Raw genomic sequence first — 16,535 nt, 5'->3', positions numbered from 1 at the left:
CGATGACCATCAAGACCATATCGACCACGCCCTATTCCGACCAGAAGCCCGGCACGTCCGGTCTGCGCAAGAAGGTCCCCGTCTTCCGGCAGAAGAACTATGCGGAGAACTTCATCCAGGCGATCTTCGATTCCCTGGAAGGCTTCGAGGGCCAGACGCTGGTGATCGGCGGCGACGGCCGCTACTACAATCGCGAGGTCATCCAGCTTGCCATCAAGATGGCCGCCGCCAACGGGTTCGGCCGCGTGCTGGTCGGCCGTGGCGGCATTCTCTCGACCCCCGCTGCGTCCAATGTCATCCGCAAATACAAGGCCTTCGGCGGCATCGTTCTGTCGGCCAGCCACAATCCCGGCGGCCCGACGGAAGACTTCGGCATCAAGTACAATATCGGCAATGGCGGCCCGGCGCCGGAAAAGATCACCGACGCGATCTTCGCCCGCACCAAGGTCATCGACAGCTACAAGATATCCGACGTCGCCGACGTGAATCTTGACCTCGAAGGCACACACGAGATCGAGGGAATGACGATCACCGTCATCGACCCCGTCGCCGACTATGCCGAGTTGATGGAACAGCTCTTCGATTTCAACGCGATCCGCGGCTTGCTCGCCGGCGGCTTCCGCGTCGTCTTCGACGCCATGAGCGCCGTCACCGGCCCCTATGCCAAGGAGATCCTCGAAAACCGCCTCGGCGCCACCAAGGGCTCGGTGCTCAACTTCATGCCGCTGCCGGACTTCGGCGGCCACCACCCGGACCCCAACCTGGTACACGCCCGCGCGCTCTACGAGACGATGATGGCCGACGACGCGCCGGACTTCGGCGCCGCCTCCGACGGCGACGGCGACCGCAACCTGATCATCGGCAAGGGCATCTTCGTCACCCCGTCCGACAGCCTGGCGCTGCTCGCCGCCAACGCCCATCTTGCGCCCGGCTACGCCAAGGGCCTCGCCGGCATCGCGCGCTCCATGCCCACCTCGGGCGCCGCCGACCGCGTCGCGGAAAAACTCGGCATCGGCATTTTCGAGACGCCGACCGGCTGGAAATTCTTCGGCAACCTGCTCGACGCCGGCCTTGCCACGATCTGCGGCGAGGAGAGCGCCGGCACCGGTTCCGACCATGTGCGCGAGAAGGACGGCCTCTGGGCCGTGCTGCTCTGGCTCAACATTCTCGCCGTGCGCAAGGAAAGCGTTCTCGACATCGTCGAACAGCACTGGGCGACCTACGGCCGCAACTACTATTCCCGTCACGACTACGAGGAAGTCGACACCGATGCCGCGAACGGTCTTGTGGCGAACCTGCGCGACCAGCTAGCCACCCTTCCCGGCAAGAGCTTCGGCTCCCTCACCGTCGCAACGGCAGACGATTTTGCCTACAACGACCCGGTGGACCAGTCGGTCAGCAAGAACCAGGGCATCCGCATCCTCTTCGAAGGCGGTTCGCGCGTGGTCTTCCGCCTCTCCGGCACCGGCACCTCGGGCGCGACCCTGCGCGTCTACATCGAGCGCTTCGAGCCCGACGCCGCGCGCCACGACATCGACACGCAGGAAGCTCTCGCAGACCTCATCGCCGTCGCCGACGAGATCGCCGGCATCAAGACCCGAACCGGCCGCGATGCGCCGACCGTGATTACCTGAGATGACGATCACCGCCCCTTCCTTCGCGCCGGGCGCCACGCTCTCCGGGGACGGGGTGGAGTTCGCGGTCTATTCGCACAACGCCGGCCGGGTCGAGCTTTGCCTGTTCGACAACAATGGCGACAAGGAACTCGCCCGCCTCGCAATGGGGCGGGACGAGAACGGTTTCCACCGTGTCTTCGTCGAAGGCGCGACCGCCGGAACATGCTACGGCTTCCGCGCCGATGGCGTCTATTCCCCCGACCACGGCCTCTGGTTCGACCCGGCAAAACTGCTCGTCGATCCCTATGCCAAGAAAATCGACCGCCCCTTCGTGCACGACGGCCGCCTCACCCGCTTCGGCGTCGAGACTGCGGATATCGTGCCGAAGGCCATCGTCACACGAAACCGGCCGGTCGATGTAAAAGCGCCGCTCTTCCGCCCCGGTGGCTTCGTCTACGAGGTAGCGGTGCGCAGCTTCACCATGCTACACCCCGACGTGCCGGAGGCGGTGCGCGGAACCGTCGGCGCGCTTGCCCATCCCGCCGTGCTCGCCCATCTCAAGCGCCTCGGCGTCGATGCCGTCGAGCTGATGCCGATCACCGCCTGGATCGATGAACGCCATCTGCCGCCTCTCGGTCTTTCCAACAGCTGGGGCTACAACCCGATCGCGCTGATGGCGCTCGATCCGCGCCTCGTTCCCGGCGGCATGAAGGAACTCGCCGACACCGTCGCGGCACTGCGCGCCGAAAACATCGGCGTCATCCTCGACCTCGTCTTCAACCATTCCGGCGAGAGCGACCGCCACGGCGCGACGCTCTCCATGCGCGGCCTCGACAACCTCACCTATTACCGCCATGTGGAGGGCCGCCCCGGCGAGCTGATCAACGACACCGGCTGCGGCAACACCATCGCCGGGGAACACCCGATCGTACGCCAGCTCGTGCTCGACAGCCTGCGCCATTTCGTGCGCCATGCCGGCGTCGATGGCTTCCGCTTCGACCTTGCCACCATCCTCGGCCGCGAGGCGGACGGTTTTTCCGCAAGGGCCGCGCTGCTCTCGGAAATCTGCGCCGACCCGCTGCTCAAGGACCGCGTGCTGATCGCCGAACCATGGGACATCGGGTCCGGCGGCTACCAGCTCGGCAATTTCCCGGAACCCTTCCTCGAATGGAACGACCGCTATCGCGACGACACGCGCACCTTCTGGCGCGGTGACAGCCACCGGCTCGGTGCCTTCGTCACCGCGCTTGCCGGCTCTTCCGACATCTTCTCCCGCCATGGCGGCGACCGCACCCGCTCCGTCAATTTCCTCGCCGCCCATGACGGCTTCACCCTGATGGACCTTGTCTCCCATACGGTGAAACACAATGAGGCGAACGGCGAGGACAACCGCGACGGCCACAACGAGAACCATTCCTGGAACAACGGCGCCGAGGGCGAGACGACGGACGGCGCGGTGCTCTCGGCCCGCCGGGCGGATGTGAAGACGCTGCTGGCGAGCCTCTTCCTCTCGCGCGGCACCGTCATGCTGACGGCCGGCGACGAGGGCGGACGCAGCCAGAACGGCAACAACAACGCCTATTGCCAGGACAACGCCATCACCTGGATGCACTGGGACCGGCTCGACGACGGTCTGATCGAACACACCGCCATGCTCTCTGCCATTCGCAAGCGTTTCCCCGCCCTCACGGAAACGACCTTCTGGAGCGGCACCGGCGATATCGAATGGCGGACACTGGCAGGCACCCCAATGACAGTCGGCGACTGGGAAGCGCCGTTCGCCGGAACCCTGCTTGCCATCCTCAAGACGCCAGATCTACAGCAGCAGCGGATCGTCCATCTCGCAATCGCCATCAACCGGACGCATGGTGAGCAGGCGCTCGCCCTGCCGCCACCGGAGGGACGCGACTGGACGAGCCTGCTTTCCACCAACCATCCCGCGACCAGCCTCATCCATCCCCGCAGCGTCGAGATTTTTGTCGAAAAGCACTGATCTTCATTGTCCGGACAAACCATCTCTCTAAAGCATGTCGCGCAAACGCGCCGCGCTCTTGCGAGAATACCGAATCCAGGCGCGCATCGAGCGGCAGGAAAACCCTATGCCAGAGACCATTCACCTGAAGGACATCGGCAGCCTCGTCGGCACCGAACTCGGCCTATCGCGCTGGTTCACGGTCGACCAGACGATGATCGACCGTTTTGCCGAAGCGACGGAAGACCACCAGTTCATCCATACCGATCCCGTGCGCGCAGCCGCAGAAACGCCCTTCGGTGGCACGATCGCGCACGGCTTCCTGACGCTCTCACTGCTTTCAGCAATGAACTACGATTGCGTGCCGCGCATCGTCGAGCAGACGATGGGCATCAACTACGGCTTCGAGAAGGTCCGCTTCATGACGCCGGTGAAAAGCGGAACGCGTGTGCGCGGCCGCTTCGTTCTCGCCGAAGCGCGCTTTCGCGGTGCCGGCATGGTGACCATCCGCTATGACGTCTCAGTGGAGATCGAGGACGAACGAAAACCCGCCCTGACCGCCGACTGGATCACCATCATCCAGTTCGATCCCAAGGACCGGCCGGAGGACGTGTGAAAATCCGTCTCGCCGCACCGGAAGACATCGCGATCCTCGGTGCCTGCGACTTTTCCTTCCTCGTCACCCGCGAAGCTGTACCACCTTTCGACGGCGACTGGTTGGCGCAGGCCCTGCCTGTGGAGCCCTATGCCAAGAGCTACGGCTTCGACGCGGATGACCTCAAAACCGACCTGAACGACGAGGACAAGGCGCTCTTCGTCGTTGTCGGGGACGAGGCGCCGGTCGGCTATATCGTACTCTCGAAGGGATGGAACAATTTCGCCTTCATCGATGACATCGCCGTCGATACGGAGTGGCGTGGCACAGGCGCGGCGCAGCGCCTGATACAGCAGGCGTTTCGCTGGGCGAAGGACAACGGCCTGCCGGGTATTCGTCTCGAAACCCAGACGACCAATGTTGCCGCCTGCCGGTTCTATCTGCGCCAGGGTTTTACCCTCGGCGGCTATGACCGGCACCTGTACGAAGGGCTGTCCCCCGGGACGCGGGAGACAGCCCTGTTCTTCTATCGGTTCTTCTGATCGCGGTCAGAGCCCGGCGTCTTCCGCGCCCTCGGCAAGCAGGCCGAAGGCATAGGGCGAGAAGGAGCGCCAGCATTCCACGCGATAGTCTTCCTCGCCGGTGCGCAGGAGCACGATCTCGATCTTGCCGAGCACCGTGCGCGCCGCGGCGCCAACCGGGAAGATCGCATTGCCGAGATCGAGCGGGCAGCCACTGGCAATCGCTCCGGCCGCGTTGGGGCCGGAAACGAGGATCGCCGTGTTGCGATGCGAGACATCCGTCGCCGAATGCAGCGCGGAAACGCCCGATGCAATGCCCATCAGGTCGGCCCCGTTCTCGTCGATCAGCAGCCATTCGTCCGGCCCGAGCCAGAGCGCGTGGCGCCCGCTGACGGAGGCCGAGGTTTTCGGCCGTCTCGGCAGTTCGAGGCCGAAGGCCAGCGAAAGCGTGCCGATGGCATCTTCGCCTGCACGCAGCGAAAGACGGGTTGCAGGGGCGGCGGGCGTGACGTGTGCGCCGGCGGAACCACCATGACGGCCGGCGAGCGGCGCCTTGCGAAGAGCGTGATCAGCCATTGAGGCGTCCTCCTTCCTTGTCGATGAACACCATGTCGCTGACCTCGACCGCGATGGTACGGTCGGGCATCGGCACGTAGAGCGTCTGGCCAAGCCGTGCCTGACCACCGGCGATAAGCGCCATGGCGATCGAGCGGCCGCAGTTTTCCGACCAGTAGGACGAGGTCACATGGCCGAGCATTTTCATCGGCTTCGGCTCGTTCGGATCGGCGACGATCTGCGCGCCCTCCTCCAGAACAACGTTCGGATCCTTGGTCAAAAGGCCGACGAGCTGCTTGCGCCCCTCCTTGACGAGGTCCGGACGCTTCAGGCCGCGGATGCCGACGAAATCCGTCTTCTTCTTGGAGACGGCCCAGCTTAGGCTGGCATCGTGCGGCGTGACGGTGCCGTCCGTATCCTGGCCGACGATGATATAGCCCTTTTCGGCGCGCAGGACGTGCATCGTCTCCGTGCCGTAGGCGCAGGCGCCGAGCGGTTCGGCGCGGGCCCAGATGGCTTCCCAGACGGCCTGGCCGTAATCGGCGGGAACGTTGACTTCGTAGCCCGCTTCGCCGGTGAAGGACATGCGGAAAAGCCGCGTCGGCACGCCGCAGATCTTTCCTTCGCGCACGCTCATATGCGGGAAGGCTTCGTTCGAGATGTCGATGCCTTCGATGAGCGGCTCGAGGATTTCGCGCGCCTTCGGACCCTGCACGGCGATGACTGCCCACTGTTCGGTGGTCGAGGTCAGCCAGACCTTCAGATGCGGGAATTCCGTCTGTAGATAGTCTTCCATGTGGTTCATGACGCGCGGCGCGCCGCCCGTCGTCGTCGTGACGTGGAAGCGATCCTCCGCGAGGCGCCCGACGACGCCGTCGTCATAAACGAAACCATCTTCGCGCAGCATGATGCCGTAGCGGCAACGGCCGGGCTTCAGCGTATCCCAGGCGTTGGTGTACATCAGGTTCAGGAATTCGGCGGCATCGGGGCCGACGACTTCGATCTTGCCGAGCGTCGAGGCATCGAAGAGGCCGGCAGCGCTACGCACCGTGCGGCACTCGCGGTTGACCGCGTCGTGCATGGTCTCGCCGGAACGCGGATAATACCAGGCACGCTTCCAGTTGCCGACGTCTTCGAAGACCGCGCCATGCGCATCTTCCCAGGCATGCATGGGCGTCTTGCGCGCCGGATCGAAGAGTTCGCCGCGCGAATGGCTGATCAGCGCGCCGAAGGTGACGGGCGTATAGGGCGCGCGGAAGGTGGTGAGGCCGATCTTCGGGATCTCGCGGTTCAGCACTTCAGAGGCGATGGCAAGGCCATGGATGTTGGACAGCTTGCCCTGGTCCGTCGCCATGCCGTTGGTGGTGAAGCGCTTGATGTGCTCGATCGAGTGCATGCCTTCGCGCACGGCAAGGCGGATGTCCTTGGCGCAGACGTCGTTCTGGAAATCGACGAAAGCCTTGACGGTCGTATCGACGCCGGCGCCCTCGCCCGCGCCGGCCATGCCGCCGGTCCATTCGAAGGCGTTTTCACCCGAGAGCTCGACCTTGCCGCCGCCCTCGTTGCCGGTAGCGCGGGCCATCAGCTCGCCCGCGGCCAGCGATTCCTCGATGGTCGCCTGGAGGCCGTCCGTGCCATTGCACGAACCGACCGAGAGGCAATCCTGCGCATAGGTTCCCGGCAGAAAGCGGCCGGAGGCGGCATCATAGGCCACCTTGCCGCGCGACTGCGAGAAGAGATGGACGGAGGGCGTCCAGCCGGCGGACATCAGCAGCGCATCAACCGGGATGGCGCGGGCCGAGCCGCCGCCGTTGCGGGCGACCGACATGGAGGAGACGCGCAGCTTGCCCTTGGTGTCGACGACCGAATGGCCGGTCAGCACCTCGATGCCAAGCTTGCGGGCTTCCGCCAGAACGGCTTCGCCCGGCTTCTCTCTGTTGTCGACGATGGCGGCGATGGTGACGCCGGCACGCTTCAGGTCGAAGGCGGCCTCATAGGCCGAATCGCTTGCCGTATAGACGCCGACCTTGCGGCCGACGGCGACGCCGAAATGGTTGAGATAGGTACGCGCCGCTGAGGCGAGCATGATGCCCGGCCGGTCGTTGTTGGCGAACACCATATGGCGCTCGATCGAGCCGGTAGCCAGGATGACGCGCTTGGCACGGACCTGCCACATCCGCTCACGCGGCAGCTTCTTGTCAGGCTTTGCGAGGTGGTCGGTGACGCGCTCGACGAGGCCGACGAAATTGTGGTTGTAGTAGCCGAAGGCCGTCGTGCGGGTGAGGACGGTGACGTTCTCCATCGCCTTCAGCCTGGCAGCCGTCGCCTGCGCCCAGTCGTAGCCGTTCCGGCCGTCGATCGTCACCGACGTGTCGTAATGCAGCGCACCGCCGACTTCCGGCTGCTCGTCGCAGAGGATGACGCGGGCGCCGGCTTCGGCAGCGGCAAGTGCTGCCGAAAGGCCGGCGACGCCGCCACCGGCGACGAGTACGTCGCAATAGGCATAGCGGCTGGCGTAGTGGTCCGGATCCTCTTCCGTCGGCGCGACGCCGAGGCCGGCGGCCTTGCGGATGAAGGGCTCGTAGACCTTTTCCCAGGCGGCCTTCGGCCACATGAAGGTCTTGTAGTAGAAACCGGCGGCGAAGAACGGCGACATCAGGTTGTTGACGCCGCCGATATCGAAGGCGAGCGACGGCCAGCGGTTCTGCGAAGAAACCTTCATGCCGTCAAAGACTTCCTGTACCGGCGCGCGCACGTTCGGCTGGCGGCGGGCGGCATCGCGCGAAACATCGATCAGCGCGTTCGGCTCTTCCGGGCCTGCCGACAGGATGCCGCGCGGGCGATGGTACTTGAACGAGCGGCCGACGAGGTGCACGCCGTTGGCGAGCAGCGCCGAGGCGACGGTATCGCCTTCCAGCGCGTCGAATGTCTTTCCGTCGAAGGTAAAACGCGCTGTCTTGGCCGGCGTCAGGCGGCCCTGACCGGCAATGCGATTGGCGCCGCTCATTGCGCGGTTCCTTCCGTGGTTTCAAAGGTTTCGGCGGGTTTTTCGGTGGTTGTCGGCGCACCGGAGAGATCAGGCTTAGGCTCGCCCGCCTTGTAGCTCATGACGAACTTGTCGCTCACCGTGTCGCGTGCCGCGTTGAAGAAGCGGCCGCAGCCATGGATATGGCGCCAGCGTTCGAAGATCAGGCCCTTCGGGTTGTCGCGCAGGAAGAAATACTCCTGGAACTCCTCGTCGGTGATATCGGCCATGTTGGTCGGCCGGGCGATGTGCGCGTCGCCACCGTGGCGGAATTCGAGCTCCGAGCGCTCTTCCTCGCAGTAGGGGCAGTAGATCAGCAGCATGGTATCCTACCTGTTTAAAGCTCTGGTTCCGTCACGAGCGTGCCGGGTTCCTGGTCGCAAAGTCGCTGGCCCATGGAGACGAAGGGCACAAGCCGATAAAGCAGTTGCGCGCTATCCTCGTAGGGGGCCAGCACATCCGTTATTCCGACATTGGCCACACTCATCGCAAAGAGGTTGATGTCGATGTTGTAGGCGCGTTCCATGTCGTCGCCGGGGATGAAGTAGACCACCCGTTCGCCGAGCATCGTCGTGCACCCCAACATCCCGCTCTCCGCGAGAAAGGGCCAGTTCCGCTCGCCGGCCGCCTTGCGGATCGTCTGGAAACGGAAATCATCAGGCTCGGGAATGATCGAGCCCGCCGGCATCACACCGGCCGTCATCAGCAACCCGGCAAGGAGCGCGCCGTTCATCAATGGGCCACGGCCGCCGCCGCGGCCTCGTCGATGAGGCGGCCTGTGCGGAAGCGGTCCAGCGTCAGGCCGGAAGCCAGCTTGTGCGGCTCACCCTTCGCGATGAGGTGCGCGAAGAGATGGGCCGAACCCGGCGTCGCCTTGAAGCCGCCGGTGCCCCAGCCGCAATTGACGAAGAGGTTCTTCACCGGCGTCACGCCCTGGATCGCCGAACGATCCGGCGTGTTGTCGGTGATACCGCCCCACTGGCGCATCATCTTGACGCGTCGGAACATCGGGAAGAGTTCGCAGATCGCATCCAGCGTATGCGTGATGATCTGCAGACCGCCGGTCTGGGAATAGGAGTTGTACTGGTCCGTACCCGCGCCGATGACCAGTTCGCCCTTGTCCGACTGCGAGATATAGGCATGCACCGAGTTGGACATGACCACGCAGGGGAAGATCGGCTTCATCGGCTCGGAGACCAGCGCCTGGAGCGGCACGGAATGCAGCGGCAGCTTCACGTCCGCCATCGACAGGATGACCGAGTTGTGGCCGGAGGCCGACACCGCGATCTTCTTCGCGCCGATGAACCCCTTCGAAGTCTCCACACCCGTCACCGCGCCGTCGGGCCCGCGGCGGATGCCCTTGACCTCGCAGTTCTGGATGACATGCACGCCGCGATCCGACGCGGCACGGGCATAGCCCCAGGCGACGGCGTCGTGGCGGGCGGTGCCGCCGCGACGCTGGAGGGCCGCACCGTTGATCGGATAGCGGGCGGAGGCAGAGATATCGAGAACCGGCACGAAGTCCTTCGCCTGCTGCGGCGTCAGCCATTCGTTGTCGATGCCGTAGAGCCGGTTGGCATGGACATGGCGCTGGAAGGACTGCTTGTCGTGCACATTGTGCGACAGCATCATCACGCCGCGCGGCGAGTACATGACATTGTAGTTGAGATCCTGGCTGAGCCCTTCCCAGAGCTTCAGCGAATGCTCGTAGATGTCCATGCTCTCGTCATAGAGATAGTTCGAGCGGATGATCGTCGTGTTACGGCCGGTATTGCCGCCGCCGAGCCAACCCTTCTCGATGACCGCGACATTGGTGATGCCGTGTTCCTTGGCAAGATAGTAGGCCGCGCCCAGGCCATGGCCGCCGCCGCCGACGATGATCACGTCATATTCCTTGCGCGGCTCGGGCGAGGTCCATTGCGCCTCCCAGCCCTTGTGGCCACGCATCGCCTCGCGGGCGACGGCGAAAACCGAATATTTGCGCATCCCATGTCCTCAAAATCGCGCCGGCCCGGCCGGCTTGTTTCCTGCCCAGAAAGAAAGCAAATCCTGACGCACCACGCCGTATCCTTTGCGACGCATTCAGGCGCACCTTGTACCACATGCGACATGAGCGTCACGGAAGCTTTGCCATGCTTTCCCACCGGCACCCCACAAATATCCTCAGCTTCCCGGCGCTTCAGGCTGGACTTCGCTGCTGCGATCTGGTATCCGACCCACCAATTGCCAGCCTGGTGGGCTGCGCGAACGCAATCTATTTGCCCGGCGACCCGTGCTCGGTGGGCGTACAACAAACAAAGGAACGGGATTCTCGTGCAGGTACTTGTCCGCGACAACAACGTTGATCAGGCTCTCCGCGCTCTCAAGAAGAAGATGCAGCGCGAAGGTATTTTCCGTGAAATGAAGATGCGCGACTTTTACGAAAAGCCGTCGCAGAAGCGTGCGCGTGAAAAGGCTGAAGCCGTCCGTCGCGTTCGCAAGCTGGCTCGCAAGCGCGCCCAGCGCGAAGGCCTCATCGGCGGTCGTCCCGGCGCCCGTTGATCGGCCGTCTTTTCGACGTTTTCGGATGCAAGACCGGGCGGGGGCGAACATTTCGCCGCCGCCTTTTTTGACGTGACCGGACGTTTTTTCACAGATGTGAAAGACTTCCCGTGCAATTCCGGGCGCTATCGCTACGCACCGTCGCCGGAATTGCTTTCAAGCGTAGCGTTTTCATCGCGCATGAGGCGCGACAGAAGCCCACTTTGAGGATTCGCACTTGGACATGGCTGCATCTACCGGGTTCCCGACCGACCGCTTCTCTCCCTCGGCTGCCCGCCTGCGCCGCCCCCTGATGGCCGCCGTCGCCGCCACGTCCATCGCGCTCCTTCTGACCGGCTGCCAGTCGACCGCTACGTCGACGGACGTGCTGAAGGTCGAGCGCGCCCAGGGCTCGGAAGAGAACATCTCCTCGCTCTCGGCAGTGATCGCCGCAAACCCGCAGGACCCGGCCGGCTACAATGTGCGCGGCTCCGCCTATGGCCGCGCCGGCCAGTATCGCCGCGCGATCGACGACTTCAACCGCGCGATCGAGCTCAATCCGCGCTTCTACCAGGCCTATGCCAACCGTGCGCTCGTCGAGCGCAGCCAGGGCAATCAGGCGCAGGCGGCGAGCGACTACAACACTGCGCTGCAGCTCAGCCCGAACTACGACGTCGCCTATATCGGCCGCGGCAATCTTTATCGTCAGGCCGGCCGCCTCGACGAGGCCTTCCGCGACTTCAACCGCGCGATCGAACTCGATACGACCGATCCGCGCGCCTATCACAATCGCGGCCTGATCTTCCAGGCCCGCCGCCAGCACGACAAGGCCATCGAGGACTTCTCAAAGGCCATTTCGCTCTCGCCGAACTCGGCCGAGCCCTACAATGGTCGCGGCATTTCCTATGCCGCGCAGGGCGACGACGACAATGCGTTCCAGGACTTCAACACGGCGATCAACCTCGACGGCAAGCTTGCCGAATCCTGGGCAAACCAGGCGCTGATCTACGAGCGCCGCGGCGACATGGCCCGCGCGGCAAAATCCTATTCGCACGCCCTGAAGCTCGACCCGAACTACAAGCCGGCCAAGGACGGCCTTGCCCGCACAAGAGGCGCCGCCTCGGCTGCAAAGCCCGCTTAAGCTACGCACCTCTCGTTCGTCATCCTCGGGCCAGCCCGGGGTTCTCCTTCCAGGAGATTCTGAAACAAAAAAAGCCCGCGATCATCTCGCGGGCTTTTTTGTCTCGGATGAAACCCTCTTAGTGGTTCATCGCCTTGACGATATCGTCGGTCATCTTCTTGGCATCGCCAAGCAGCATCATCGTGCCGTCCTTGTAGAACAGCGTGTTGTCGATGCCGGCATAGCCCGAGCCAAGCGAGCGCTTGACGAAGAGGCAGGTCTTCGCCTTGTCGACGTCGAGGATCGGCATGCCGTAGATCGGCGATGACTTGTCGTCGCGGGCGGCGGGGTTGGTCACGTCGTTGGCGCCGATGACATAGGCGACATCCGCCTGGGCGAACTCGGAGTTGATGTCCTCGAGCTCGAACACTTCGTCATAGGGCACGTTCGCTTCGGCGAGCAGCACGTTCATATGGCCCGGCATACGGCCGGCGACCGGATGGATCGCGTATTTCACCTCGACGCCGTTCTTCTTCAGCGCATCGGCAAGCTCGCGAACCGCATGCTGCGCCTGCGCCACCGCCATGCCGTAGCCCGGCACGATGATGACCTTGGAGGCGTTCGCCATCAGGAAGGCCGCGTCGTCGGCAGAACCCTGCTTGACCGTGCGCTGCACACCGTCATCCGCCGCTGCCGCGCCGCTGTCGCCGCCGAAGCCGCCAAGGATGACAGAGATGAACGAGCGGTTCATGCCCTTGCACATGATGTAGGACAGGATCGCACCCGAGGAGCCGACCAGCGCACCGGTGATGATCAGCGCGAGGTTGCCGAGCGTGAAGCCGATGCCGGCCGCAGCCCAACCCGAATAGGAGTTGAGCATCGAGACAACGACGGGCATGTCGGCGCCGCCGATCGGCACGATGAGCAGCACGCCGAGCGCCAGCGCCAGAATGACGATCAGCCAGAAATCGAAATGGCTTTCCGACAGGGTCAGGCCGACGATGAAGAAGACGATCGCCGCGAGCAGCACGATGTTGATGACATGCCGGTAGGGCAGCATGATCGGCTTGCCGGACATGCGCCCGTCGAGCTTCAGGAAGGCGATGATCGAGCCGGTGAAGGTGATCGCGCCGATGGCGGCACCCAGCGCCATTTCGATGAGCGCCTGGCCGTGGATCTCGCCGACCTGGCCGAGGCCGAAGGACACCGGCGAGTAGAGCGCGGCGGCAGCGACCAGCACGGCGGCAAGGCCGACGAGCGAGTGGAAGCCCGCCACGAGCTGCGGCATCGAGGTCATCGGGATCGAGCGCGCGATATAGGCGCCGGCACCGCCGCCGATGGCAAGGCCGAGCACGATGAGCACGAGGCCACCGAAGGACGGCGTCGCGAGCAGCAGCGTCGTGCCGATGGCGATGCCCATGCCGATCATGCCGAGCATGTTGCCGCGGCGGCTGGTCGTCGGATGCGACAGGCCGCGCAAGGCCATGATGAAGAGCACCCCGGAAACGAGGTAGAGGAAGGCTGCGAAGTTTGCGTTCATCGGGCCGCCCTCACTTCTCTTTTTTCTTGTACATCGCCAGCATGCGCTGGGTGACGAGGAAGCCGCCAAAGATGTTGACGGAGGCGAGGATGAGCGCGACGAAGCCGAAGCCGGTCGCCACACCCGAGAGCGAGATACCGACGGCGAGCAAAGCGCCGACGACGATGACCGAGGAGATGGCGTTGGTGACGGCCATCAGCGGCGTGTGCAGCGCGGGTGTCACCGACCAGACGACATAGTAGCCGACGAAAATCGACAGCACGAAGATCGCCAGACGGAAGACGAAAGGATCGATCGCCCCGCCGGAAACGCCGTGCGCCGCCGCAGCGGCCGCATCCGGCACATATTCGGAAGCGGCGCGGACAGCTTCCACCGCGCGTTCCAGATCAGTGATCGCCTTGTCGAGAAGTTCGTTCGCCATCACTTGCCCTCCCCTTGCTGAACGCTACCGCCAAAATTCGGGTGCACCACGGCACCGTCCTTCGTCAACATCGTCGCCTTGACCAACTCGTCCTCGACATTGACCGAAACCGACTTCGTTTCCTTGTCGACCATGGTCTCGAGGAAGGTGATGAGGTTCTTGGCGTAGAGCGCCGAAGCGGAGGCCGCGATACGGCCGGGCACATTGAGATAGCCGATGACCTTGACGCCTTCGACCTCGGCAACGCGGCCTGCCTCAGCACCCTCGATGTTGCCACCGCGCTCGACCGCGAGATCGACGGCAACGGAACCCGTGCGCATGGCCGCCAGCATCTGGCGCGTCACAAGCCGGGGGGCAGGACGGCCGGGAATGAGCGCCGTCGTGATGATGATGTCCTGCTTGGCGATATGGTCGGCGACGAGCGCGGCCTGTTTCGCCTGATACTCCTTGGACATCTCTTTCGCATAGCCGCCGGCGGTTTCGGCGGCCTTGAACTCGTCGTCCTCGACGGCGATGAACTTGGCACCAAGCGAAGCGACCTGCTCCTTTGCGGCCGGGCGCACGTCCGTCGCGGAGACGGCGGCGCCGAGGCGGCGCGCGGTCGCGATGGCCTGAAGGCCGGCAACACCGGCACCCATGACGAAGACTTTCGCGGCCGGAACCGTACCGGCAGCGGTCATCATCATCGGCATGGCGCGGTCGTATTCATGGGCGGCGTCGATGACGGCCTGATAGCCGGCAAGGTTCGCCTGCGAGGACAGAATGTCCATCGACTGGGCGCGTGTGATGCGCGGCATCAGTTCCATGGCGAAGGTGGTGAGACCGGCACTGGCCATCTCGGCGATGGCGGCTTCGTTGCCGTAGGGATCCATCGTGGCAATGACGATGGCGCCGGCCTTGTAGGCGGCGATTTCGGCGGAGGTCGGCCGCCGGACTTTCAGGACGACGTCCGCTGCCCTTGCCTCTTCGGGCCCGACGATGCGTGCGCCGACAGCTTCGTAATCCGCATCCAGGATGCGGGAGGCAAGGCCGGCACCGGTTTCCACCAGCACGTCGAGCCCCAGGCTTTTCATTTTCTTGACTGTTTCAACGGAGCCCGCGACGCGGCCCTCCGCCGGATCACTTTCCCGTGCTACAAAAACACACTGACTCAAACCGTGGTCCTCCCCCCGAGACTGGCCGTGTTAAATCACGGCGCCGGAATGGCGCCGTGTGACAATCCGCAGATGCGGTTGTTTAGGTCAACGCAGCAGGAAGTAGCCGACGACGTTGAGAATGATGAGCAGCAGCAGCGCGCTGAAGAAACCGGCGCTGGTGAAGAAGCCGGCCGCCATGGCGATCAGCAGTGCGACGCAGAACAGCGTGCCGTATTTGGCGCCGGCGATGAAGAGGTCGTAGGTCTTCTCATGCTCCGGGTAATCCATCGCAGCGCCCGTCTCGACCGGTCCGGAATGATGTTCAGCCATAGTCTACCTTCTCCTAAGCACCCGCACCTGTCAGCGGAAAAGCCTCGCTGACAGGCACCGAAAACAGATTCCCTCAAGCGTGAAGACACGCGTCTTTCTGGCCATACACAATGGATCGGCAAAGCGCAACGGCAAGGCAGGCAGAGCGTTTCGACCTTTCTCGTTTCCGAAACAGAACGGGCCGGTTTCGCAAGAAACCGGCCCGTCATGCGACATCAAAACGCGGGGCGCTTATCCGGCAAAGGCATTTCCGGAAAGCTGGATGCGCTCGCCGCCGAAATGCGCGCGGCGCGCGGTCGGACGCACGGTCAAAGGGCTGAACGGCAGGCCGTCGCCCCGGGCAAACATCATGCGGCGCTCATAGGGTTCGGATTTAAAGAATGGGAAGCGCTGGTAGAGCGAGGGCAACGTCTCCTTGACGTTGGTCGCCAGCAGCATCAGGTCGATAATGAACTTGCCGTGGTTGCTCTTCGGCGAAGCCACGAAATCGGCATCGAAGACGCGCTTGTAGAAGGCCGAATGCGCAGGCTTGACCATCTGCACGCAACGGTCCGTCTGGAAGTAATCCGTCGCCATGGTGGCGATACGCAACGTCAGATACGGGATTGCCGGCATCTCGCTCCAGATTTCCGGGTCGGCGGCCAGACGAACCGGGTCGATCAGCGACATGCCCGCATCGAGGAAGGCATTGATTTCATCCGGAAAAACCTTTCCCGACGAAGTGACGCGGTGCTCCGGCGTGACGTGGTGCAGGCGCACCGTCGAGATCAGCCGCTCCTCGTAATAGATGCCGAAAACATAGGCATGGCTATCGAAATCGACCTCGTCGATCAGGACCGCCTGCTCGTCGAGATGCATGACAGCGCCCGCCTTGTAAGCTTTGTAGCGGATGCGGGCGACGTCTTCCATGTCCTCGCCCGTCTCGACGCGGCGGTACTCGATCCTGTCGAGCAGCCCCAGAAGCTTGTCCGAAAAGCGGTTGGTCGCCGTCTCTACGCTGGCCATTGTCCCCGTATCCTCGATTGCAAGAGCACCGGCAGCCACCGCGCTGCCACCATTACAATCGTCGATATAAGACAATTTGTGTAAAATACCATTCATTAACCTTAATAAATGGTTAACGCTAATTTTGAAGACACTGATACGCCGTATCGAATTCATACGTCACGGAGGAAGAAGACAGG

At 63.6% G+C, this 16,535-nt stretch carries 16 protein-coding genes; 6 read left to right on the top strand and 10 right to left on the bottom strand.

Annotated features, from left to right (window positions below):
- Positions 1–2: 2 nt before the first annotated feature.
- From EXZ48_RS01385 to EXZ48_RS01370, 4 genes are all read left to right on the top strand, one after another.
- On the top strand, positions 3–1,634 hold the full coding sequence (locus EXZ48_RS01385; RefSeq protein WP_130514083.1) for an alpha-D-glucose phosphate-specific phosphoglucomutase: 1,632 nt from the start codon (positions 3–5) through the stop codon (positions 1,632–1,634).
- A gap of 1 nt (position 1,635) precedes the next feature.
- Positions 1,636–3,609, top strand: coding sequence for a glycogen debranching protein GlgX (glgX, locus tag EXZ48_RS01380; protein ID WP_130514082.1), 1,974 nt, complete (start codon positions 1,636–1,638; stop codon positions 3,607–3,609).
- A gap of 106 nt (positions 3,610–3,715) precedes the next feature.
- Positions 3,716–4,204 carry a MaoC family dehydratase gene (locus tag EXZ48_RS01375; protein ID WP_130514081.1) on the top strand — a complete coding sequence of 163 codons (489 nt, stop codon included), beginning with the start codon at positions 3,716–3,718 and terminating at the stop codon, positions 4,202–4,204.
- On the top strand, positions 4,201–4,725 hold the full coding sequence (locus EXZ48_RS01370; RefSeq protein WP_130514080.1) for a GNAT family N-acetyltransferase: 525 nt from the start codon (positions 4,201–4,203) through the stop codon (positions 4,723–4,725). The genes EXZ48_RS01375 and EXZ48_RS01370 overlap by 4 nt, the downstream gene beginning before the upstream one ends.
- A gap of 6 nt (positions 4,726–4,731) precedes the next feature.
- Here the strand turns inward: EXZ48_RS01370 and EXZ48_RS01365 are convergent, their stop codons facing one another.
- From EXZ48_RS01365 to EXZ48_RS01345, 5 genes are read right to left on the bottom strand one after another with little or no spacing between them, the layout of a single operon-like run.
- On the bottom strand, positions 4,732–5,280 hold the full coding sequence (locus tag EXZ48_RS01365) for a sarcosine oxidase subunit gamma (RefSeq protein ID WP_023514819.1): 549 nt from the start codon (positions 5,278–5,280) through the stop codon (positions 4,732–4,734).
- A complete protein-coding gene (locus EXZ48_RS01360; RefSeq protein WP_130514079.1) occupies positions 5,273–8,266 on the bottom strand; it encodes a sarcosine oxidase subunit alpha in 2,994 nt (997 codons plus the stop codon). Before EXZ48_RS01360 ends, EXZ48_RS01365 begins: the two co-directional genes overlap by 8 nt.
- Positions 8,263–8,607, bottom strand: coding sequence for a sarcosine oxidase subunit delta (locus EXZ48_RS01355; protein WP_050743770.1), 345 nt, complete (start codon positions 8,605–8,607; stop codon positions 8,263–8,265). The genes EXZ48_RS01360 and EXZ48_RS01355 overlap by 4 nt, the downstream gene beginning before the upstream one ends.
- Before the next feature lie 14 nt (positions 8,608–8,621).
- Positions 8,622–9,017: a hypothetical protein gene (locus tag EXZ48_RS01350; protein WP_245461879.1), complete on the bottom strand. Its 396-nt coding sequence runs from the start codon at positions 9,015–9,017 to the stop codon at positions 8,622–8,624.
- Complete coding sequence (locus EXZ48_RS01345; RefSeq protein ID WP_024270892.1) at positions 9,017–10,270, bottom strand: sarcosine oxidase subunit beta family protein; 1,254 nt, start codon at positions 10,268–10,270, stop codon at positions 9,017–9,019. The genes EXZ48_RS01350 and EXZ48_RS01345 overlap by 1 nt, the downstream gene beginning before the upstream one ends.
- Positions 10,271–10,597: 327 nt before the next feature.
- Here EXZ48_RS01345 and rpsU point away from each other — a divergent pair, with 327 nt between their 5' ends.
- Positions 10,598–10,825: a 30S ribosomal protein S21 gene (gene rpsU, locus EXZ48_RS01340; protein WP_024270893.1), complete on the top strand. Its 228-nt coding sequence runs from the start codon at positions 10,598–10,600 to the stop codon at positions 10,823–10,825.
- Positions 10,826–11,048: 223 nt separating this feature from the next.
- A complete protein-coding gene (locus tag EXZ48_RS01335; RefSeq protein ID WP_023515778.1) occupies positions 11,049–11,945 on the top strand; it encodes a tetratricopeptide repeat protein in 897 nt (298 codons plus the stop codon).
- A 118-nt stretch (positions 11,946–12,063) separates the two neighbouring features.
- Here EXZ48_RS01335 and EXZ48_RS01330 read toward each other — a convergent pair whose 3' ends face one another.
- The 5 genes from EXZ48_RS01330 to EXZ48_RS01310 form a co-directional block, all read right to left on the bottom strand.
- Positions 12,064–13,464, bottom strand: coding sequence for an NAD(P)(+) transhydrogenase (Re/Si-specific) subunit beta (locus EXZ48_RS01330; RefSeq protein WP_023515779.1), 1,401 nt, complete (start codon positions 13,462–13,464; stop codon positions 12,064–12,066).
- A gap of 10 nt (positions 13,465–13,474) precedes the next feature.
- Positions 13,475–13,885 carry an NAD(P) transhydrogenase subunit alpha gene (locus EXZ48_RS01325; protein WP_023515780.1) on the bottom strand — a complete coding sequence of 137 codons (411 nt, stop codon included), beginning with the start codon at positions 13,883–13,885 and terminating at the stop codon, positions 13,475–13,477.
- Complete coding sequence (locus EXZ48_RS01320) at positions 13,885–15,039, bottom strand: Re/Si-specific NAD(P)(+) transhydrogenase subunit alpha (protein WP_130514077.1); 1,155 nt, start codon at positions 15,037–15,039, stop codon at positions 13,885–13,887. Before EXZ48_RS01320 ends, EXZ48_RS01325 begins: the two co-directional genes overlap by 1 nt.
- An 87-nt stretch (positions 15,040–15,126) precedes the next feature.
- On the bottom strand, positions 15,127–15,351 hold the full coding sequence (locus EXZ48_RS01315) for an aa3-type cytochrome c oxidase subunit IV (RefSeq protein ID WP_023515782.1): 225 nt from the start codon (positions 15,349–15,351) through the stop codon (positions 15,127–15,129).
- A gap of 231 nt (positions 15,352–15,582) precedes the next feature.
- Positions 15,583–16,356, bottom strand: coding sequence for a hypothetical protein (locus EXZ48_RS01310; RefSeq protein WP_050743768.1), 774 nt, complete (start codon positions 16,354–16,356; stop codon positions 15,583–15,585).
- Between the last annotated feature and the right edge of the window lie 179 nt (positions 16,357–16,535).

The sequence above is a fragment of the Shinella sp. JR1-6 genome, from assembly GCF_004284735.1.
In the GTDB taxonomy this organism is placed as follows: domain Bacteria; phylum Pseudomonadota; class Alphaproteobacteria; order Rhizobiales; family Rhizobiaceae; genus Shinella.
The sequence above is the reverse complement of the archived record's forward strand: the minus strand, read 5'-3'. Positions and strand labels throughout refer to the sequence as shown.